The organism is Nonomuraea sp. NPDC050786 (assembly GCF_040654115.1).
Taxonomy (GTDB): Bacteria; Actinomycetota; Actinomycetes; order Streptosporangiales; family Streptosporangiaceae; genus Nonomuraea.
This window is the reverse complement of sequence record NZ_JBFAHJ010000010.1, coordinates 170,591-190,954: the sequence shown is the minus strand read 5'-3', so window position 1 is coordinate 190,954 and position 20,364 is coordinate 170,591. Positions and strand designations below refer to the sequence as shown.

Below are 20,364 nucleotides of genomic sequence, written 5' to 3'. Positions count from 1 at the left end.
TCTGGGATCGGTCGAGCTGGTGGCCACGGTCGCGGTGGCCGTCTGCGCGACATGGCGACTTTGGTCGCTCCCAGGACCTGCCTTCGACGGATGCACACCAGGCAAGGCGTCTCTAGCGTCGTGACCATGACGCAGCAGCCGGGATCCAGGCGAGTGCACGAGATCGACGCGGTCCGCGGGCTCGCGCTGGCGGGCATTCTGGTGGCCAACATCGGGTTCTTCGCCGACCCGCGTTACGCCGTGAGCATCGGCACGATGCCCATCACGGACGGGCCGGTCGCCTGGTTGGTCAGCACGCTGGTACTGACGAAGTTCTACATCCTGTTCTCGTTCCTGTTCGGCTACTCCTTCACGCTCATGTCGCGTGACGGCGTGAGCGTGAAGGCCAGGATGGCGCGGCGGTGCCTGGGGCTGTTCGCGATCGGGGTGGCGCACGGGTTTCTGCTGTGGATCGGCGACATTCTCACCCTGTATGCCGCGCTGGGGCTGATCCTGCTGGCCATGCGCGGCACCTCACCGAGGAGGGCCTTTGCCGTCGGCTGCTGGATCATCGGGGTCATGTCGGTGCTCTGGCTGGTGCTGGCCGGACTCAGCCTGCTGGACCCGGCGGGCGGCACGGCGCCGATGGTGGACGCGGCGGCCGGGGCGCGGGCGGAGGAGCTGGTCAGGAGCGGACCGCTGGGCGTGCTGACGTTCCAGGCCCAAACGTATCCCTGGCTGGCCGCGATGGTGTGGATCGGGCAGGGGCCGATGGCGATGGCGCTGTTTCTGTTCGGCATGGCAGCGGGCAGGACGCGGGTGTTCGAGAATCCGGAGCGCTGGGCCCACCTCGTGCCGCGGATCCAGTGGGTCGGCTTCGGTGCCGGGCTGCCCGCCGCGGGCTTGTTCACATGGACGCAGGCCCAGGGGGACGCGCTCGAACTGGTCTCGCTGGCCGTGAACAACGTGACCTCGGTGCTGCTGACCGCCGCCTACGTGGTCACCTTCCTTCAGGTGATCAGGCGCGTGCCCGCCGTCGGCCGCGCGCTGGCTCCGGCGGGACGCGCGGCCGCCTCGAACTACATCGGGCAGTCGGTGCTGTGCTGCCTGGTGTTCACCGGCTACGGGCTGGCGCTGGCGGGCCGGCTGTCGCCGCTCGCTGTGCTGGGCGTCGCGGTGATGATCTACGCGGTGCTGCTCGCCCTCAGCGCGTGGTGGCTGCGCGGCCACCGGTACGGCCCGGTCGAGTATGTGCTGCGCTGGTTCACCCGATGGGCCAGGCCACGGGATGACGCGGCTCGTAGCGTCGATTTCGCGCTCCGTGACGGGGCCGGTGGCAGTCATGGGTGATCTTTGCCACCGTCGCCGCAAGATGTTGATCGCCGCGTTCACGTCGGCGTGCGCGGTGTGCGCGCACGCCGTGCATCGGAACTCGGCTTGAGTGAGGCGGTTCTCCTTCGCACAGTGCCCGCATCGGGCACAGGCGCGAGAGGTGTCGGCGGGGTTCACTGCGATCAGCTCTCGACCGGCGCTCTCAGCCTTGTGCGCGAGGACCGTCAGGAACACCCCCCAACCCGCGTCGAGAATCGAACGGTTGAGCCCGGATTTCGCGGACCCGCAGTTAGGCAGGTAGCCGCCGTCGCCGTCCGGCTTGGGCGTGGCGCGCCTGGTCATGCCCGCGACGTTCAGCGCCTCGTGCACGATCACGTCATACTCGCGAACCAGGCGCAGGGCGGTCTTGTGCGCGCCGTCCAGGCGCTGCCGTCGCACCGTGGCGTGCAGCGCGGCCACGCGGGCGACGGCCTTACGGCGACGCTTGCTGCCCCGCTTCTTGCGGGCCAGGTCTTGCTGCGCAGCGGCGAGACGGCCGGCGGTCGCTGCCAAGTGACGCGGGTTGGCCACGTGCTCGCCGTCGCTCGTGGTGACCAGCGACGCGACACCCATGTCGATCCCGGCGACCGCTCCGGTCGCGGGCAGGGGAACGGCGGGCACGTCGTCGCACGACAGGATCACGTACCAGCGGGAGCCCTCCCGCGTGACGCTGATCGTCTTCACCCGGCCCTTCACGGCCCGGTGCTGGTGGACGCGGATGTGGCGATGCCCTGCAGCCGGACGTAGGCGGCGGTGGGATGCTCAGGCTGGGAGTCCCACCGGCAGCCGTCGCCGTCCTTGGGCCACTCGACGGTGTCGAACCAGCCGCGGCCCTTGAACCGGGGGAAGCCCGGCGTGCGGCCTTCGCGGACGCGCTTGAAGAACGCCGCGAACGACTTGTCCAGGCGGCGGAGCGTGGCTTGCTGGGAGGAGAACGACCACCGGCCCTGACTGTCGGGGTCGTCGGCGCGGATGTGCTTCAGCTCGGCCGACTGGTCGCCGTAGCGGATCGTGACACCGGCCTTGGCGTAGGCGGTGCGGCGGTGCTCCAGCGCGGCGTTGTAGAGCTGCCGGTGATCCTCCAGGCACTGCATGAGCGTGGCGGCCTGCTTGCTGGTGGGGCGCAGCAGGAACGTGAACGACCTGCGCACTCCCACCTCCCACGTTCGGTAACGAGACGACCACGGTATCGGCCGGCACCGACAAACCCGGAAAGGACATCTGTGATGCGCAGACCTGGCAGGTCAGGGCACGCTCGGGCCTTGGCGGCCCTCCCGCTCCCGATTCCCCCGACGGCTGAAGCCGCCGGTCCCCTCGGGTGGTTCTGATGGCTTCCAGCATCCCGCTCCCTCGGCGCCGTGTCGGGTTCGTGGATGTCATCTTCCTGCGACTTCAGGAGCGCCACGAACCGGGACCCTGGCCCTCTTGGAGGCCGTGGATCATCGGGGCGCGGGCAGCTCGCCCGAGCCCCGGACGATCAGCCGGGTGGGCACCAGCGCCCTGCGCGCCTTCGACCTGTCGCCGTCCAGCCGCGACAGCACCAGCTCCGCGGCCTCCGCCCCCATCCGCGCCGGGTCCTGGGCCACCACCGTCAGCGGTGGGTCCAGGCACTCGGCCAGGGGCAGGTCGTCGAAACCCACCAGCGCCACGTCCTTGCGGCCGGCTCGTGACAGCGCCACCACCGCGCCCATCGACGCGAAGTTGTTGGCCGCGAAGAGCGCCGTCGGCGGGTCTGATAGCGCTAACAGACGCATGGTGGCACGGGCCGCGGCCTCCTGGTCGTGTCCCGTCTCCACCAGGGCGCGCTCGAACGGCAGGCCGGCCGCCTCGAGCGCGTCGCGGTAGCCCTGGAACCGCTCGCGGCGGGTGTAGAGGGCGGCGGGGACGTCGCCGACGAAGCCGATCCTGCGGTGGCCGTGGGCGATCAGGTGGGCGACCCCGGCCCTGGCGCCCTCGCGGTTGGCGCTGACCACGCTGTCGGCGGTCAGGCCGACGGCCGGGCGGTCGAGGAAGACGATCGGCAGGCCGGCCACGCGCTCGTTGCGCAGCTCACGGTGGTCGCTCGTGGCCGAGGGGACGACCATGAGCGCGCTGACCCGCCGGGCCAGGAACGTCGTGATCAGCGACTGCTCGAGCTCCGCCGTCTCGCTGGAGTTGCCCACGATGAGGGTGAGCCCGCGGGCGCGGACCGCGCTCTCGATGCCGCCCGCGACCGTGCCGAAGAACGGGTTGCCCATCTCGGGGATGACCAGGCCGATGGCCGCGTCCCGCGCGCCGACCCGCATGTTGCGGGCCATCAGGTTGGGCTGGTAGCCGAGCTTCCTGACGGCCGCCATGACGCGCTCGCGGGTCTCGACGGCGACCGGGCCGTCGTCGTTGAGCACCCGCGAGACCGTCTTCGCCGTGACGCCGACCTCACGCGCCACATCTGTCATCGTCGGACGCCGCATTGCGCCCATGTTAGTGACCGCCCATCAGGACAGTCCGATGGCCTCCGCCGCGCCCTGGTCCGCCACCACCGCCTTGCCCTCCGAGACCTGGAGGGCGCCGGTCATGATGGCCACGACCTCGGCCATGCTGTGGTCGCCCGGCTTGATCTGGGCGACCCGGCGGCCGAGGCGCTGGATGTGGATGCGGTCGGCGATCTCGAACACGTGCGGCATGTTGTGGCTGATCAGCACCACCGGGGTGCCCTGGTCGCGGACCCGCCTGATCATGTCGAGCACCTGGCCGGACTCCTTGACGCCGAGCGCGGCCGTGGGCTCGTCCATGACCACGACGTTCGTGGCCCACGCCACCGCCCTGGCCACGGCCACACCCTGGCGCTGGCCGCCGGAGAGCGACTCGACCGGCTGGGTGAGCGAGCGCAGCCCGATCTTGAGCGCGTCCATGTGCCTGGCCGACTCCTCACGCATGCGCTTCTTGTCGAGCAGGCGGAAGACGCTGCCGAGGATGCCGGGCTTGCGGAGCTCGCGGCCGAGGAACATGTTGGTCGCGATGTCGAGCGAGGCCGCGACCGCGAGGTCCTGGTAGACGGTCTCGATGCCGTGCTTGCGCGCGTCGATCGGCGACCGGAAGCGCACCGGCTCGCCGTCAAGCAGGATCTCGCCGGAGTCGGGCTGGAGCGCGCCGGTCAGCGCCTTGATGAGGCTGGTCTTGCCGGCGCCGTTGTCGCCGATGACGGCGAGCACCTCGCCGGGCATCAGGTCGAAGTCGGCGCCGTCGAGCGCCGTCACGTGGCCGTACTTCTTGACCAGGCCGCGGGCCTGGAGGACGGGGGTCGTCATCGGTTCCTCCTGCGCGAGAGCTGGTCCACGGCGACGGCGAGGATCACCAGGACGCCGGTGATGAGCGTCTGATAGATCGACGGTACGCCCATCAGCTGCAGGCCGTTGCGGAAGACCCCCACGATGAGGGCGCCGACCAGCGTGCCGATCACCAGGCCGCGCCCGCCGAACAGGCTCGTCCCGCCGAGCACGACCGCGGTGATGCTGTCCAGATTGTCGGTCTGGCCGGCCTGCGGGTCGCCCACCCCGGTACGCGAGACCAGCAGCAGGGCGGCGATGCCGTACACGAAGCCGGCCAGGGTGTAGACGCCGACGGTCAGGCGGGCCGTCCTGATGCCGGTCAGGCGGGCCACCTCGGGGCTGTTGCCGAGCGCGTACACGTGCTTGCCCCAGGCCGTGGAGCCCAGCAGGTACGCGAAGAGCAGGAAGAGCAGGATCGTCAGCAGCGAGCCGTAGGTGACGTTCGTCTGGCCGACCTGGAACGTCTGCCCCAGGAACGTCAGCAGCGGCGGCAGGTCGGTGACCGTCTGCTCGTTGGAGTAGATGTGGGTCAGGGCGAAGACTACGTTCAGCATGCCGAGCGTCACGATGAACGGCGGCAGCGAGATCCGCGTCACCAGCAACCCGTTGACCAGCCCGAACAGCGAGCAGATCGCGAGCCCGGCGACGAGCGCCAACACCGGCGGCAGGCCGCTGTCGACGGCCAGCTTGGTCATCACGATGCCGCCGAACGCCATGATGGCGCCGTTCGACAGGTCGATGCCCGCGGTGAGGATGATCAGGGTCTGCCCGATGGCCAGGGTGCCGACCACCATGACCTGCTGGATGATCAGGGAGAAGTTCGGGCCGGTGAGGAACTGGTCGGTCCTGAGCCCGAAGAACACGCAGGCCAGCAGGAGCGCGACCAGCGGGCCGGCGACGGGCGTGGTGATCAGGCGGCGCGGCAGCGTCGCTTCCATGACAGCCATGTCAGCCCCAGCAGTTCGCGAGGCCGAAGGTGGTGTCCTTGGCGTCGACGCCGGAGGCGGGCTTGTCGGTGATCAGGGTCACGCCGGTGTCGGTGTAGCCGGAGACCTTCTTGCCGGACTTGGCGAAGTCGGCCACCGCCTTGACGCCGTCCTCGGCCATCTTGAGCGGGTACTGCTGGCTCGTGGCGGCGATCTCGCCGGACTTCACGGCCTTCGTGCCGGTGCAGCCGCCGTCCACGGAGACGATCAGCACGTCCTTCTCGCGGCCCTTGGCCTTCAGCGCCGTGTACGCGCCCAGCGCGGCGGGCTCGTTGATCGTGTAGACGACGTTGATGTCGGGGGCCTTCTGCAGGCAGTTCTCCATGGCGGTCTGGCCCTTGGCCTGGTCGCCCCTGGTGTCCTGGGAGCAGACGACGGACGGGTCGCCCTCCTTGATCCCGAACCCCTTCAGGAAGCCGTCGTGCCTGAGCTGGCCGACCGTGACTCCGGGGGCGAGGTCCAGGGTGGCGATCTTGGCGGGCTTGCCGGCCATGGCGGCCTTGGCGTACTGGCCGATCAGCTCGCCCGCCTTGAGGTTGTCGGTGGCGAACAGGGCGTCCGTGGCGTCCTGGGGGTCCGTCGGGGTGTCGAGGGCGATGACGAGCACGCCGGCGTCACGGGCCTTCTTGATCGCGGGGACGATCGCCTTGGTGTCGCTGGGGGTGATGAGGATGCCCTTCACACCGGCGGCGACCATGTTCTCGATGGCCGTGATCTGGGAGGCGTTGTCGCCGTCGAACTTGCCCGCGGCGCTCATCAGCTCCATGCCGTTGGCCTGGGCGGACTTCTGGGCGCCTTCCTTCATCTTGACGAAGAACGGGTTGGTTTCGGTCTTGGTGATGAGCCCGACCTTGGGGGTGGAGGAGGAGTTCTGGCCGCTGCCTCCGTTGCCGCTGCCGCAGCCGGTGACGAGAAGGGCGGCGACCAGGAGTCCGGCCGAGAGCTTTGCATTCATGAGCGGTTCCTATCAGGGGGGACCCGATGTCATCGTTGACATATGTCAACGTTGACATCCGCTGTGCTGCGATGATGGACTCCGATCCGAGAAACGTCAATGCCCTCATGCCGTAACAAATCGGCAACGTGCCTGAAAGGCAGGCTCGATGATCGCTGTCCTGGGCGAGTGCGTCGCCGACGGCTTCACCACCCGCTCCCCCGGCGACCACCCCCTCACCCCCCGCCCCACCTCCTCGCCTCCCCCCGTCACCACCGAGCGCGGCGCGCGGCCGGACACCGGCAGTGGCGGTGCCGCGGCGGGGCTGGCGTTGCAGGTGCTGCCCGGGGGCGGGCCGGCGAACACGGCAGTGGCACTGGCACGGCTCGGCACCCCCACGCGCTTCCTCGGCCGCATCTCCGGCGACGTGTTCGGCGAGCTGTTCCGGCGGCACCTCACCTCGTCCGGCGTGGACCTCTCGGCAGCCGTCGAGGCCAGGGAGCCGAGCACGCTCGCCGTCGCCGCCCTGGATCCCGGCGGGCAGGCCGAGTACACCTTCTACGCCGACGGCACCGCCGACTGGCAGTGGAGTCCGTACGAGCTGGACCTGAAGCGGCTCGGCCCGGCCGCCTGCCTGCACACCGGCTCGCTCGCGCTGGTCAGGGAGCCGGGCCGGACGGCGGTGGAGGCGTTCGCGAGGGAGGCCGCCGAGCACGCCACCATCTCCGTCGACCCGAACGTCCGCCCCACCCTCGCCACTCTTGAGGACTACCCCGTGTCCCGCTGGTGCGAGTGGACCGACATCCTCAAGCTCAGCGACGACGACCTGGGCTTCCTGCTGCCGGGCGTGCCGATGGAACGCGCCTGCGACACCTGGCACGCCGCAGGCGCCCGCCTGATCGTCGTCACCAGGGGCGCGGCGGGCGCGCTCGTGTCCCTGGACGGGGAGAGAGCCGAGGTACGGGCGCCGAAGGTGACCGTCGTGGACACGGTCGGCGCGGGCGACTCCTTCACCGCCGGCCTCCTGCACAGCCTGTCCGCCAAGGGGTTCCTGGGCGGGCGCCTGGACGGTCTGGACCTGGCGACGGCGGCGGAGGCGGCGGAGTTCGCGGCCAGGGTGGCGGCCCTCACGTGCTCGGTCGCGGGAGCCAACCCGCCCTGGGCCGCCGCGCTCTGACTCTTCGGGTCTCCCGGGGCGCGGAGCGGCCCAAGATCGGCCAGACTTGGCCCATGCGCGCAGCAGTGGACGTGGCATGCACCGCGAGCCGAGCCTGACCTGTCGGGGCGCACTGGCCATCCTCGGCCACCACGACGCGGGGCGGACCCGCGGTGTGATCTATGAGACCGAACCGCTCACCATCGACGACGTTCCGTAGCCGTTCCAGACGAAACGGGCGGTCGTCACCGCGTCGTCCCCGTCGCCCGTGATGAGCTGGTGGATCGCGATCCCGTCCAGCTCCCGGTACTCGCACCATTCGTGGTCGGACGTGAGCACGAGATCCAGCCCCAGGTCCACCAGCAGGTCGAACACCTGCCCGCGGTTCGCCTTGTCCACCCCCACGAACACCTCGTCCAGCAGGATGAACCGCGGGCACCCGGGATCGGTCTGGTAGTGCGCGGCCACGGCGGCGAACAGCGGCAGGTGCAGCGCGATCGCCTTCTCGCCGCCGGACAGCGCCCCGTGCAGCTTCCTGGTGAGCTCCTGCCAGCCCTGCCCGTCGCCGCGGTCCAGCTTGACCACGAAGCGGTGCCAGGCCGTGTAGTCGAGCACCTTCATGAGCTGGTCCTCCCAGCCGGCCGACCAGTTGCCGGCGCGGGCCTCCTCCACGCGCTCCCTGAAGAAGGCGTAGAGCGCCTCCTTGTCGGACTCGCTCAGCCCCGCCGGGTCGCGCAGCAGCAGGTCGCGGGCCGCCCGCGTGCCGGGCGGCTGGGTGGGATCGACCTGCCAGACCAGCCGGACGGCCACCCGGGAGGCGGTGCGGACGCGTTCCAGGCGCTGGTTCATGCTCTCCACCAGAGCCGACGCCTGCCTGATCCGGTCGGCGAGATGCCGCCGCGTGTCACCCGCCAGCGTCCGGTCGAACAGGTCCCGCTCGGCCACCGTGATGTGCGAGCGCCGCTCGTCGCGCTCCTCGCGCAGCGTCTCGCTGAGCGCCGCCGCCCCGGCCCGGACTCCGCCGACGGTGGCGGTCAGCACCTGAACGTCCTCGTCGGCCGCCAGCTCCAGCTCCGCCCGGCCGGCGAGGATCTCCCTGGCGTGGTGGAAGGCGTCCTGCAGCCGCGCCTCGGCCTCCTTGACGTGCCGCTGCTCGTACGGCACCGCCGCGAGCTGCTCGGCCACGGCCACGGCCGCCTCCAGCACCGCCCGCACCCCGGTGTCACGCACCGGCCCCGCCGACTCCAGCACGGCCCGCACCTCCGTGTCGCGCACCGCCCCGGCCGTCACCCGCGCGTCCGCCGGCAGGTGCCCGGCCATCAGGCGGCGGAACCGTTCCGACGCCTCCGCCCGCGCGCGGCCCGCCTCGGCGTGCCTCCCCTCGGCCGTGCCGAGCTCGCCTCTGAGCCGGCCGAGCCGGGTGTTGAGCCGGGTCAGGTCGCCGGTGATCGAGCGGATGACGCGGCGGCAGGCCTGGTACGCGAGCTGCGTCTCCTGGAGCAGGTCCAGCACCCGCCCCGGCTCGGCATCGACCGCGGACTCGACGGCCGCGAGCTTCTCCGCCAGCACCACGGCGGCGGCCGCGGCCGTCTCGGCGCGCTCGACGGCCCTGACGGCGACCTCCTGGTAGTCGGCCGCGCTCTCGGCGGCGTGCCGGGCGCGTTCCCTCGCGGCGCGGGCGTCGGCCCGCCGGTCGTGCCAGGCGGCGCCGGCCGCCTCGGCGGCACGCAGGGCCTCTTCCAGGTGGTCGAGCGCGGGTGCCGCGGTGGGCAGGGCGTGGCCCGCCGCCAGTTCGGTGAGCCGCCGCAGCGACCGGCCGGCCTCCTTCTCGCACTCGCGCAGGCGCTGCTCGTACGCCCTGAGCTGGTCCTCCAGCAGCGCGACCTTCTTCAGCGCGCCGTCGAGAGCCTCGACCGCCTGGACGTACGGCTGCCTGTCGGGCCTGCGCCGCAACTCGGCGGAGAGCGTGTCGCGGTCGGCGTCGACCACGGCGAGCAGGTGGTCGCACTCGGCGATCGTGCCCGCGAGCTCGCCGAGCCGGTCGTCCAGCTCCGCGATGCGGCGGCGCCTGGCGCGCTCGCGGGCGGCGGCACCGATGTAGGAGGGCTCGGGCTTGACCCAGCGGCCTGCCGCCGGGCCGAGCCGCCAGGTGCCGTCGGCGCCGACCACCGCGGGATGGTCGACGCCGATCGCGCTGGGCGCGAACGCGATGCCCGCCAGCACCGTGTCGGCCCGCACCGGCGAGTCCGCCTCGGTGAGCAGCACGTGGGCCAGGCTGTAGCCGGGCGCGGGCCTGGCCAGCGACGCCACGGCGAAGGCGTCGTGCTCGCCCTGGTCGAACCCCCCGTCCGGGCGCAGCCACAGGTCCAGCAGCCCCGCCGCTTCCAGCGCCGCCTCCACGCCCGCCTGCGCGACCGGGTCGAGGCCCGACCTGAACGCCACGGCCCGCCACAGCGGGGCGCCGGGGCGGCCGTCCCTGGCGGCGGTGTCCCGGGCGTGCGAGGTCGGCGGCTCGATGACGGCCTGGTCGTTGAGCCGTTCGCGTTCGCGGGTCAGCTCGGCGCGCTCGGCCAGCAGCTTGTCCCGCAGGCCCGTCAGGTGCTGCTCGCGGGCGGCCAGCCTGACCGCCGCCGCCGTACGCGCGGCGGCGACCAGTTCGTCGGCCTGCTCCCCTTGTTCGGCCGCGCCCGCCGTCTCTTCCGGGTCGAGCTTGAGCTGGGTGCAGCCCTCCGCCCAGTCGGCGAGGGCGGCGGCCAGGTCGCGGGCTCGCTCGTCGCGCAGGCGTTCCGCCTGGTCGTGTGCCGTGCGGGCGGCGGCCAGGGCGTCCCGGGCGCGGTCGCGGTCCTGCTCGGCGGTGGTGCGGCCGTTGATCGCCTCCTGGTGCTCGACGGCTCCGGCGCGTACCTCGCGGATCTGGGCGATCCGGCTGGTGACGGCGGCCCGCGACAACTCCCGCGCCCGGTGCACGGCGTCCTCGCCGTCGAAAGCGCGCCCGCCCTCGGGGACGCGCCCCTTGCCCGAGGTAGGCCCGCCTCCGAACGCCCGCCCGCCATCAGACGCACGGCCGCCGTCGGACGCGGCGCCACCGACAGATGCAGGGCCGCCCGCCAACCCACGACCGCCGTCGGGCGCAGCGCCATTGTCAGGTGCAGGGCCGCCCGCCAACCCACGGCCACCCTCGGGCGCGAGGCCGCCCTGGGACGCCTGTGCGGTGTCGGCATCGAAGGCGCGTCCGCCCATCAGCGTGGTGCCGCCGTCGAGGTCGCCGGCCTCCCAGGTGGATGCCGCTCGCTCGGCCTCCTCGTGCGCGGCGAGGAGGCCGGCGCGTTCGGCGGCGTGGCGGGCCTCCGTCCTGGCGCGGTCGGCGAGCGCGGCGGCGGAGCGGGCCGTGGCGGCGGCCGCGGCGGCCAGCTCCTGCTTGGCGGCGGCGGTCCGGGCGGCCGCGCCCGCCTGGTCGCGGAGGCGGGCGGCCGTCTCGTGCGCGTCCTGCGCCTCCGTGCGGAGCCGGTGCAGCTCGGAGCCAGCCCGGTACGCCTCGCTCTCCTTGAGCCCGTCGATCTGCGCGGCCAGCGCCAGCTCCTGCGCCTCCTCCTCGCCGAGCCGCGCGGTCGTGGCGGCCAGCTCGTCCTCGGCCTCCTTGAGCGCAGCCCGCTTGGCCTCGGTCTCGGCGGCCAGCGCGTCCAGGGCATGTCCCGCGGACATCGCCTCAGCGGCGGCGGCCCGCAGCACCCGCTGGGCGTAGTCGCGCTGCCGGGCGGCCAGCCGCTCGGCCTCCTCCACGTCGCGGTCGAGCAGCCGCAGCTCCTCGCGCTGCCGGTCGAGCCGTTCGAACCCGTCGGCGATCTCGTGGATCTCCCCCTCGCCGAGCGGCGGCAGGGCGCTCGACAGCAGGTCGGACAGCAGGCCGGGGTCGAGGCGTTCGGAGAGCTTGGGGGTGCGCAGCTGGCGCAGCGCGGTCAGGAGCGAGTCGTAGCGCTCCTCGTTGAGTCCCGGGTAGAGCGTCCGGCGCACGACGGCGCGGTAGGCGTCGGCGGAGTCGTGGACCTGGCCCGACGTGCCGAGCTCCTCGATGAGCTGGGCCTTGGTCAGAGGCTGGCCGCCCTCGCCGGTGAGGCGGATGCCGTCGGGGGCGTCGACGCGGGCCTCGGTCGTGAAGTAGACGGCGCTGACGTTCCTGGTGTGGATGGTGGCCTGCAGCCGGGCGCCGCAGGTGAACCAGCGGCCGTCGGCGTGCCGGAACTCCAGCCACACGTAGCCGACGCGGGTGCTGCCGCCGGCGCCGTCGCCCATCAGGTTCCAGTGCATGGTGCGCTCGGTGCCGCCGAACGTGGACAGCCGGCTCGGCTTGAGGCTGGCGTCCAGCACGTACGGGAAGAGCAGCTCGAGCACCTTGGACTTGCCGCTGCCGTTGGGCCCGCGCAGCAGCAGCCTGCCCCGGTGGAACTCGAACACCTCGTCGTAGTAGCGCCACACGTTGAGCACTCCCGCGCGTACGGGGACCCAGCGGGCGTCCATCCCGCGCGCGGCGCGGGCGGCGGCGGTGAGCTCGGTGACTGTCATGAATCCTCCTGAACGGCCGGGTCGACCCGGTAGCGGGCCGCGGCGGGCAGGGCGGCGACCCGGTCACCCGTACGGCGGGCCAGCCCGAACATCGTGAGCACCTCCAGCGCGTCGGCGGCCAGCCGCGGCCCGCCCTCGTCGGACTGGTACGCCCTGGCCCACAGCGGGAAGCGGCGCAGCAGCTGCGTGGCCTCGGCGTCGAGCCGGGCGGCGGTGACGGGGCCGGAGGAGGCGAGCAGGTCGAGCATGAGCAGGGCGGCCACCTTGGCGGGGCTGCCGTCGTCGGGGAACCTGGTGTCCGTGGCGGTGGCGTCGGTGTCGGTGTCGACGAGCAGGAAGCCCTCGGCGCGCTCCTCCAGCACGAAACCGGCCTCCTCCGCGGCGCGCCTGATGAGCCGGCGGCCGGGGAGCGAGGCCGCGTAGGCCCACTGGTCGGGGGCCATTTCGTCGCGGTAGACGACGGGCTCGTCGAGCAGGCGGCGGATGAGCGAGTGCCTGACCCACAGGTTGCGCTGGGTCTCGGTCGGCTCGTCGCCGCCGTACCGTGCCTCGGTGGTGAGCTCGTCCCATGAGCCGGACGCGATCCGCGAAGGGGGCACCGGGGCCGCGAGCAGCCTGATCACGCGGGTGGTGTCGACGCGGTAGAGCACCTTGGCCTCTTCGTCGTCGAGGTAGGCGTCGGTGGCGCCGTCCATGGCGATGATCGCGCCGTGGTGTTCGAGCAGTGTGAGCGCGTCCACGAACGCGGCCCGTTCCTCGCCCCTGACCGGGTCGAACGCGGGCACCTCCGCCTCCACCGCGGCCGCGTGGACGACGCGCCGGGCCAGCATGCCGATCGTGGTGACCGGCGAGGTGAGCAGCTCGGCCGCGCACAGGCAGAGCAGCGTGTAGCGGCGGCGGTCGAACGGGGCCCTGGTGGCGCGGCGGCGGCGGGCGGGCCGGGTGGCGCTCGGCTCCGTGCTCACCTTGATCAGGCGGGCGTACCCCTGGCGCGGCTCCACGACCAGCCGCCAGCCGCAGAAGTAGTCGAACCACTGGATCAGCGGCTGCCGCCGCTTCCTGATCAGGTCGAAGGCAGTGGGGTCGTCGTGCTGGGAGACTAGGGGGCGGCGGAGCAGAGTCCTGATCGCCCGCGCGATCTCCTCCTTCTCGGCGCTGACGAGCTGGTTGGCCAGGCTGCTCATGCGCCCGCCAGCAAGGCCCGGCTGTGCGGCGCGTCGATCGAGCGCACGTCGATCAGGTAGTCGGGCCCCCGGAACCAGCCCGCCGGGGTACGCAGCACCGCCACCGCGCCGTCATCGGGCCCGTCGTCGGGCGCCCGCAGCACGATCTCCACCCGCCCGTCGGAGGTCACGGCCCGCCGGAACCCGGTCGAGTCGGGCCGTTCGGCCAGGGCCCTCCCGAGCAGATCGAGCAGCCGGCCGAACGTGTCGTGGTCGAGCTCCCCCATCTGCGACAGCCGCATGGCCCCGGTGGTGGCCAGCGCCGACCAGGCGGCCTCCAGCTCCGCCCGCTCCTTCTCGGCCCGCGCCCTGCGCTCGGCTCGCAGGCGGTCGACGTCGCGCACTCGCCCCGTACGCCCCATCCGCTCGTTGCGCCCGCGCGAGCGCAGCAGCGCCGACACCTCCACGGGTTCGGCCTCCGACCACGGCACCCCGGCCGGGATCAGCTCGGCGTCCGCGTGACCCAGGTGCGCGTGCCGGGCGGAGCCCAGCCCGAAGGCCGCGTCCCACAGCCGATGCGCGTCGTCCTCGCTCGGCGCGCCCGCGAACCAGCGGGCCAGCGTACGGAAGTCGGCCGCGGCGCTGGAGGAGCGGCGGCGGGAGTCGGTGAGCCGGTCGAGCACCTCCAGCAGCGAGACGATCGCCCGCCGCGCCACGTCGTGGAGCAGCCGCACCCGCGCGACCTCGCCGTCGCCGGGCGCGAACCACAGCCGCAGCGCCTCCCACCCGGCCGCCCTGGCCGCCAGCCACGCCGCGGCCCGGTCCGTCCCGGGCCCCTCCGGCAGATCGGCCCCGTTGAGCGCCCGCGCGTGCAGCACGTCGACGCCGTGCCCGGCCACCGCGCGCAGGGCGGCGGCGACGGTGTCGCCGCGCTGCTCCAGAGTGCTGGCGAACTCCTGCAGGTAGGCCACCGTGGCGCCCTTGACCTCGTGGTACGCGCTCAGCTCCGTCGCCTCGACGCGCAGCAGCCGCTGCAGCTCGCCGTTGAACCGCCTGATGTCGTCACGCAGCCCGTCGAAGTGGCACTCCAGCTCCTGCAGCGCGGCGAAGATGCGCCGGTCGCACCGGGGATCGGGGTCGCGTAGCAGCCGTTCCAGCTCTCCCAGCCGCTCGGCGATCGCGTCGAGCACGCCGCTCTGCAGCGCTCCGGCCGAGTTCAGCACCGCCATCGCGTGGCGTGCCCCGGCGAGGGCCGCCTCGCCCCGCCTGGTCAGCGCGTACTGCAGGTTCTTGCGCTCGTACTCCTCGGCGGTGGCGAAACTCCCGGCGTGGTTGAAGACGACGTCGAGCAGCCCCCACCCCGCGAGCTGCCTGAGTGCCCCGGCCAGCTCCTGATCGCCGACCGGCGCGGCCGCCCATCCGGCCGCCCGCAGCCCGTCCCGCACCTCCTCCACCGTGAGCGCCGTCTCCAGCCGCTCGGCGGCCTCGCCGAAAGCGTGGAGGACCGCCATGTGCAGGTCGGCCCGCTCGGTGGTGGCGAACCGGAACATCTCCGGCGGCACCCGTGGCTGCTCAGCCATCGCCCCACTCCCCTCCCCGCGCGTTTCCCACGCGCGCAACCGTAGCGGGAAGCCCCCGCGCGACGGCCGCGGTTTGCGAGCAGATCACACGGGTACGGCGGTCGCATTGGTAAGGAGGACCGGGATGGCGGAGTTCGAGGCGACGCGGAGCATGCCCGCGACCAGCACGATCGTGTACGGTGTCGCGTCCGATGTGGACATCATGGACAGATGGCTCCCGCAGGGCCTGTCGGTCGCGGAGGCCGGCCCCGGCAAGCTGGAGGCCGACGGCGACCTGGTGCCCGGGCCGGCACCGCACGAGGGGCTCTTCCGTGCCTCGGAGGAGCAGTTGCGCGTGGAGTGGGGCGGCCGCGACCACCCCGGCTACGCCGGCTGGCTCCAGGTGTCCGACGCGGCCGCCGGCGCCAGCGAGGTGACCGTGCACATCTCCCTGCTCGACGAGCCCGACTCGGGGGCCCACGCCGACGAGGTGCGCGAGCTGCTCGACCGCTCCCTCGACCGGCTGGCCGACGAGGTGTCCAGGCGGCTTTCCGGCTGACCCGGGCTTTGCCGGGTCCCGACCGGCTCTTGAATGTCCGGCGGGTCAGTCGTCGAGCGCCAGGGTGAGGCGGCGGGACAGGCCGGTGTTCCTGCGGTGGCCCAGCCGGTGGACCGCCATCTCCAGCGCCTCCCGCTGGCCCACCAGCACCACCCACGCCTTGGCCCGGGTCACCAGCGTGTAAAGGAGCTTGCGGCGCAGCATGATCCCGCCCGACTCGGCGACGATCGGCGCCACCACGAACGGGTATTCGCTGCCCTGCGACCGGTGCACGCTGATCGCGTAGGCGTGGGTCAGGTCGTCGAGCTCGTCGAAGCCGTAGCGCACGCGCTCGCCGTCGTCCGTCAGGATCTCGATCGTGCGCTCTTCCTGGACGACGGCCGTGACCGTCGCGGTCTCTCCGTTGAAGACGCCTTTGTCGTAGTTGTTGCGGATCGGCATGACGCGGTCGCCGACCCGGAAGACCGTCGAGCCCGACCAGTGCTCCGGCTTGCCGTCGGCCGCCGGGTTGAGCTGGTCCTGGATCAGGCGGCCGAGGGCCGTGGCGCCCGTCTCGCCCTTGCGCATCGGGCACAGCACCTGCACCTGGTCGGGGTCGACGTTCTGCTTGCGCGGGATCGCCACCATCGCCAGGTGGGCCACGCGCCGCGCGACCTGCGCGGGATCGTCGAGCTCCTCGAACCAGAAGCCGCCGCCGGCCGTGCGGACCGGCAGTCGTCCGGCGCGGATGCGGTGGGCGGCGTCGATGATGCCGCTGCCGCCCGCCTGCCGGAAGACGTGGGTGAGCCGCACCCGCGGGATCGCCTCGGCCCGCAGCAGGTCGGCGAGCACGTCGCCGGGCCCGATGCTCGGCAGCTGGTCGCTGTCGCCGATGAGCAGCAGGTGGCTCCCGGACGGCACGGCCGCGGCCAGCCGGGTGGCCAGGTGCAGGTCGAGCATGGAGGCCTCGTCGACCACGATCAGGTCGGCCTGCGACGGCCGCTCGTCGAAGAGCGTCTCGGGGTCGGGATCGGGCTGCTGGGCGAGCATCCGGTGGATGGTCATCGCGGGCAGGCCGGTCAGCTCGGACAGGCGCTTGGCCGCCTTGCCCGTGGGCGCCGTGAGCGTGACCGTGCCGCCCGCGGCCCTGACCGTGGTCGCGATGGCCTTGACCGTGTGGCTCTTGCCGCACCCGGGGCCGCCGGTGATGACGGAGACGGTGCTGGTCAGCGCCATGTTGACGGCGGCGCGCTGGTCGTCGTGGAGCTCGGGGTCGTCGCGGAAGGAGCGCAGCGGCAGGGTGGAGCGGGCCCGCATGAGCCGGGTGATCTGCTCGGTCAGCGCCACCTCACGGCTGTGCACGTGCTTGGCGTACGCCACCGGCGTGCCCCGCTCGTCGGGGCCGGCCTCCACGACCACCCTCCGGTCGGCGATCAGCGCGTCGATCACGGGGCTCACCAGGGTCTGGTCCTGCTCGATCAGCTCCGCCGTCTCTCTCACGAGCGCGGCCACCGGCAGGTAGCAGTGGCCGTCGCGGCTGCCGGCCGCCTCCAGCCGGTCGAGCAGCGCCGCCTTGATCCGCTGCGGGCTTCGCTCGGGCACCCCCGACTGCAGCGCGATCTTGTCGGCGATGCGGAAGGCGATGCCGCGCACCCGCCCGATCAGCCGGTAGGGGTCGGTGGCCAGGACCTCGTCGGCGTCCTGGCCGAACACCTGGTAGATCTTGGCCGCCAGCAACGGGCTGACCCCGAGCCCCTGGAGCGTCACCATCAGCGCGGCGATCGCCTTCTGCTCCTGCCACGCCTGGACGATCTGGCCCTGCCGCTGCGGCCCGATGTTGACGACCTCGGTGAGCCGCTCGGGCTCGCTGTCGATCACCTTGAGCGTGGCCTCGCCGAAGTGGTCGACGATCGCGTACGCCAGCCGCGGCCCGATTCCCCTGATCAGCCCCGACCCCAGGTAGATCCGGATGGCCCGCACCGACGAGGGCGAGACCCGCTCGCATCCGCTCACCGAGAACCGGCGGCCGTGCCGCGGATGCCTGCCCCACTCGCCGAACAGCCGCAGCGTCTCGCCCGGCTGCACCCCCGCCAGCGCCCGCCCGGTGGCCACGAAGTCGGGCTCGCCGTCGGCGCTCATGCGCGCGACGGTGTATTCGTCCTCCCGGACGTAGACGAGCTGCTCGACCGACGCCTCCACACGAGAGATCCAACCACCCGCCACCGACAAACGGTCACCTGGCAGTCGGGTATGTGCGGTTCCCGCTACATGCGATGGGCCGCTGGACGCGCCCCACCGTAGGTGCGGTTCCCGCTACATGCGATGGGCCGCTGGACGCGCCCCACCGTAGGCCTCCGGCTCGGCGTCGTGCCACGGCTCGCCGTGCAGGGGATGCAGCGCCTTGGTCGCGTCCAGCCAGATGAACGCGTCGTAGCGGCGCCCCATGACCGTGGGCACGTAGTTGCCCCAGCGCTCCCGCTCCGGGTGGTACACGACGCCGATCGCCCGGTGCCCCATCGGCTCGTCGTAGAAGGCCGCCCTGGAGCCCGCCCCGGAGCCCTCGGGCGGGACCACGAACAGGGCCTCCGGCCCGGCGACGGCCTCGTGCAGCAGCGCCTCCAGGGACGCGGGCCGCGCGGGCGGCACCCGCATGACGTGGTGCTGGGCGCCCCACCGGTCGGCGGCCACCACGGACCCGTGATGGCTGCCGAACCCCACCAGCACGGCCTCCCCGCCGTGCCGCTCCCGGGCGAGCTGCCCGAGGTTGGTCATGCCCGCGGCGGCCATGTCGGTGGCGCGGGCGTCGCCGATGTGCGTGTTGTGCGCCCACACCACGCCCTTGGTGCCGTGGAAATCCGTGAGCCGGTCCATGGTGTCGGCCATGTGGACGTCCCTGATGTTCCAGGACTCGGGGCCGCCTCCCACCATGGCCCGGTAGTAGCGCTCGGCCCCGGCCACGGTCTCGGCGTTCTGCCGGGCGCTGAAGCCCCGCTCGTCCTCGGGAGCCGCGCGGATCACGGACTTGAGCAGGCTCACCACCTCGTCCTCGCAGGTCTCCGGGATCAGGCGGGTGGCCAGGCCGTACTGCTGCGGGTCGTGGCCGTAGGCCTCGAAGCAGTAGAGCGCGCCCATGACCGAGTCCATCTCGTCCGGCAGGTGGGCGGCGGCGTAGCGGCGCACGGAGCGCAGCGACTCCCACAGGCTGTAGACGTCCAGGCCGTGGAAGCCGCAGCGCTGGTCCGGCGGGAAGCCGGCGTTCCAGCGCCGCAGCCACCGGCAGAACTCCACGACCTCGTGGTTGGCCCACATGAACGTGGGCCAGCGCTGGAAGGCGTAGAGCGCCTCGAAGGGATCGGTGTCGCCGGTCACGGCCCGATGCACCCGTTCGCAGTCGGGCCAGTCGCCCTCGACCCCGACGAAACCGAATCCCTTCTCGGCGATCAGGCGGCGGGTCAGCTCGGCCCGCCAGGCGTAGAAGTCGTGCGTGCCGTGGCTGGCCTCGCCGATCAGCACGAATCTGGCCTCGCCCACGCGCTCCAGCAGCGGGTCGAGGTCCCCCGGGCCGGTCAGCGGCAGGGCCGACCGGCGTACCTCGTCGAGAACCGTCATTCGTCCTCCTCCGCGAGCATCCGCAGGCATTCGCGGGCCAGCTGCAGCTCCTCCCGGACCTGGACCACCATGACGGGGACGGCCGCGCCGTACGCGCTGACCGGGCCGTCGTCGTGGCGGTTGCCCATGACGGGAGGCTCGATGCCGAGCAGGCCCAGCCGGCCGCAGACGGCCTCGCGTACTTCTGGCTGGTCCCAGCCGATCTCCCCCGTGAAGACCAGCGCGTCGATCCGCCCCAGCGAGGTGGCCGCGGCGGCGATCTCCCTGCTCACCCGGTGGCTGAACACGCCGAGGGCCAGCTCCGCCGCCGCGTTGCCCTCCCGCGCGGCCGCCACCAGCTCGCGCGTGTCCCCGGACAGGTTCCCCGAGAGCCCGAGCAGGCCGGAGTGCCGCTCCAGCCCCTCCCCCAGCTCCTCCAGCGTCAGATGGCCGCAGGACAGCAGCCACAGCAGCATCCCGGGGTCCACGCTGCCCGAGCGCTTGCTCATGGGCAGCCCGTCCAGCGGCGTGAAGCCCATGGACGTGTCCAGGCTGCGCCCGCCCGACACCGCGCTCACCGAGCACCCGCCGCCCAGGTGCGCCAGCACCAGGTCCAGCTCGGTCAGCGGCTTGCCGAGCAGTTCGGCCGTCCGGTCGGCCGCCCACGCGTACGACAGCCCGTGGAAGCCGTAGCGGCGCAGGCCGAACCGCTCCCGCCACGACAGCGGCAGGGCGTAGAGCGCGGCCTCCTCCGGCAGCCCCGCGTGGAAAGCGGTGTCCGGGCAGAGCACGTGCGGCACCGCGGGCAGCTCCTCGCGGGCCGCCTCCAGCAGGGCCAGCGCCGGCGGCAGGTGCAGCGGCGCGAGGCTCGTCAGGCCGCGCAGCGCCGCGGCTGTCTCGTCGTCGGCCACCACCGGAGCGCGTACGAGGTCGCCGCCGTGCACCAGGCGGTGCGCCACGGCACGGATGTCGCGGCCGAAGTGCCCGCCGAGGAACGCCGCCAGCTCCTCCCTGGCAGAGCCCGGGTCGATGGCGCGCTCGGCGTGCGCGCTGTCCAGCACGCAGCCGCCCTCCACGAGATCCAGTCGGAGGCTGGACGAGCCGGCGTTGACGGTGAGCACCGCCGCCGACTCGGTCACTTGCTCGTCGATCGCCCGGCTCATGCCCGCTCGGCTACCCGCCGACACCGCCACAAAACGGGACGGAATTCTGGGGCTCCCGC

General features: G+C 72.8%; 14 protein-coding genes and 1 pseudogene. 3 read left to right on the top strand and 12 right to left on the bottom strand.

What is annotated here, in order from left to right:
* The first annotated feature begins 126 nt into the window (after positions 1-126).
* Positions 127-1,329, top strand: a complete 1,203-nt coding sequence (locus AB0H84_RS20945) for a DUF418 domain-containing protein (protein ID WP_357606323.1) — start codon at positions 127-129, stop codon at positions 1,327-1,329.
* Between the two features lie 72 nt (positions 1,330-1,401).
* Here the strand turns inward: AB0H84_RS20945 and AB0H84_RS20940 are convergent.
* From AB0H84_RS20940 to AB0H84_RS20915, 6 genes and pseudogenes are all read right to left on the bottom strand, one after another.
* A pseudogene (locus AB0H84_RS20940) lies at positions 1,402-2,034 on the bottom strand (transposase); the annotation flags it as partial.
* A gap of 8 nt (positions 2,035-2,042) precedes the next feature.
* The gene (locus tag AB0H84_RS20935) at positions 2,043-2,501 is read right to left on the bottom strand and encodes a helix-turn-helix domain-containing protein (RefSeq protein ID WP_357606320.1); all 459 of its coding nucleotides are present in this window, start codon (positions 2,499-2,501) and stop codon (positions 2,043-2,045) included.
* Between the two features lie 288 nt (positions 2,502-2,789).
* Complete coding sequence (locus AB0H84_RS20930; protein ID WP_357606317.1) at positions 2,790-3,800, bottom strand: LacI family DNA-binding transcriptional regulator; 1,011 nt, start codon at positions 3,798-3,800, stop codon at positions 2,790-2,792.
* A 24-nt stretch (positions 3,801-3,824) separates the two neighbouring features.
* Entirely contained in the window at positions 3,825-4,637 is an 813-nt protein-coding gene (locus AB0H84_RS20925) for an ATP-binding cassette domain-containing protein (RefSeq protein WP_357606314.1), read from the bottom strand.
* Positions 4,634-5,596, bottom strand: a complete 963-nt coding sequence (locus tag AB0H84_RS20920) for an ABC transporter permease (RefSeq protein WP_357606311.1) — start codon at positions 5,594-5,596, stop codon at positions 4,634-4,636. Before AB0H84_RS20920 ends, AB0H84_RS20925 begins: the two co-directional genes overlap by 4 nt.
* 10 nt (positions 5,597-5,606) lie before the next feature.
* A complete protein-coding gene (locus AB0H84_RS20915; RefSeq protein ID WP_357606308.1) occupies positions 5,607-6,599 on the bottom strand; it encodes a sugar ABC transporter substrate-binding protein in 993 nt (330 codons plus the stop codon).
* A gap of 148 nt (positions 6,600-6,747) precedes the next feature.
* Here AB0H84_RS20915 and AB0H84_RS20910 point away from each other — a divergent pair, with 148 nt between their 5' ends.
* Positions 6,748-7,755, top strand: a complete 1,008-nt coding sequence (locus AB0H84_RS20910) for a carbohydrate kinase (protein ID WP_357606305.1) — start codon at positions 6,748-6,750, stop codon at positions 7,753-7,755.
* 159 nt (positions 7,756-7,914) lie between these two features.
* Here AB0H84_RS20910 and AB0H84_RS20905 read toward each other — a convergent pair whose 3' ends face one another.
* From AB0H84_RS20905 to AB0H84_RS20895, 3 genes are read right to left on the bottom strand one after another with little or no spacing between them, the layout of a single operon-like run.
* Positions 7,915-12,294 carry a TIGR02680 family protein gene (locus AB0H84_RS20905; RefSeq protein ID WP_357606302.1) on the bottom strand — a complete coding sequence of 1,460 codons (4,380 nt, stop codon included), beginning with the start codon at positions 12,292-12,294 and terminating at the stop codon, positions 7,915-7,917.
* A complete protein-coding gene (locus tag AB0H84_RS20900; RefSeq protein ID WP_357606300.1) occupies positions 12,291-13,478 on the bottom strand; it encodes a TIGR02678 family protein in 1,188 nt (395 codons plus the stop codon). The genes AB0H84_RS20905 and AB0H84_RS20900 overlap by 4 nt, the downstream gene beginning before the upstream one ends.
* Positions 13,475-15,037 carry a TIGR02677 family protein gene (locus tag AB0H84_RS20895; protein ID WP_357606297.1) on the bottom strand — a complete coding sequence of 521 codons (1,563 nt, stop codon included), beginning with the start codon at positions 15,035-15,037 and terminating at the stop codon, positions 13,475-13,477. The genes AB0H84_RS20900 and AB0H84_RS20895 overlap by 4 nt, the downstream gene beginning before the upstream one ends.
* 124 nt (positions 15,038-15,161) lie before the next feature.
* Here AB0H84_RS20895 and AB0H84_RS20890 point away from each other — a divergent pair, with 124 nt between their 5' ends.
* Positions 15,162-15,575, top strand: a complete 414-nt coding sequence (locus tag AB0H84_RS20890) for an SRPBCC family protein (RefSeq protein WP_357606294.1) — start codon at positions 15,162-15,164, stop codon at positions 15,573-15,575.
* A gap of 45 nt (positions 15,576-15,620) precedes the next feature.
* Here AB0H84_RS20890 and AB0H84_RS20885 read toward each other — a convergent pair whose 3' ends face one another.
* From AB0H84_RS20885 to AB0H84_RS20875, 3 genes are all read right to left on the bottom strand, one after another.
* Positions 15,621-17,753 carry an ATP-dependent RecD-like DNA helicase gene (locus tag AB0H84_RS20885; RefSeq protein WP_357606291.1) on the bottom strand — a complete coding sequence of 711 codons (2,133 nt, stop codon included), beginning with the start codon at positions 17,751-17,753 and terminating at the stop codon, positions 15,621-15,623.
* Between the two features lie 114 nt (positions 17,754-17,867).
* Complete coding sequence (locus AB0H84_RS20880; RefSeq protein ID WP_357606288.1) at positions 17,868-19,163, bottom strand: erythromycin esterase family protein; 1,296 nt, start codon at positions 19,161-19,163, stop codon at positions 17,868-17,870.
* On the bottom strand, positions 19,160-20,305 hold the full coding sequence (locus AB0H84_RS20875) for an acetate/propionate family kinase (protein WP_357606285.1): 1,146 nt from the start codon (positions 20,303-20,305) through the stop codon (positions 19,160-19,162). Before AB0H84_RS20875 ends, AB0H84_RS20880 begins: the two co-directional genes overlap by 4 nt.
* Positions 20,306-20,364 lie beyond the last annotated feature (59 nt).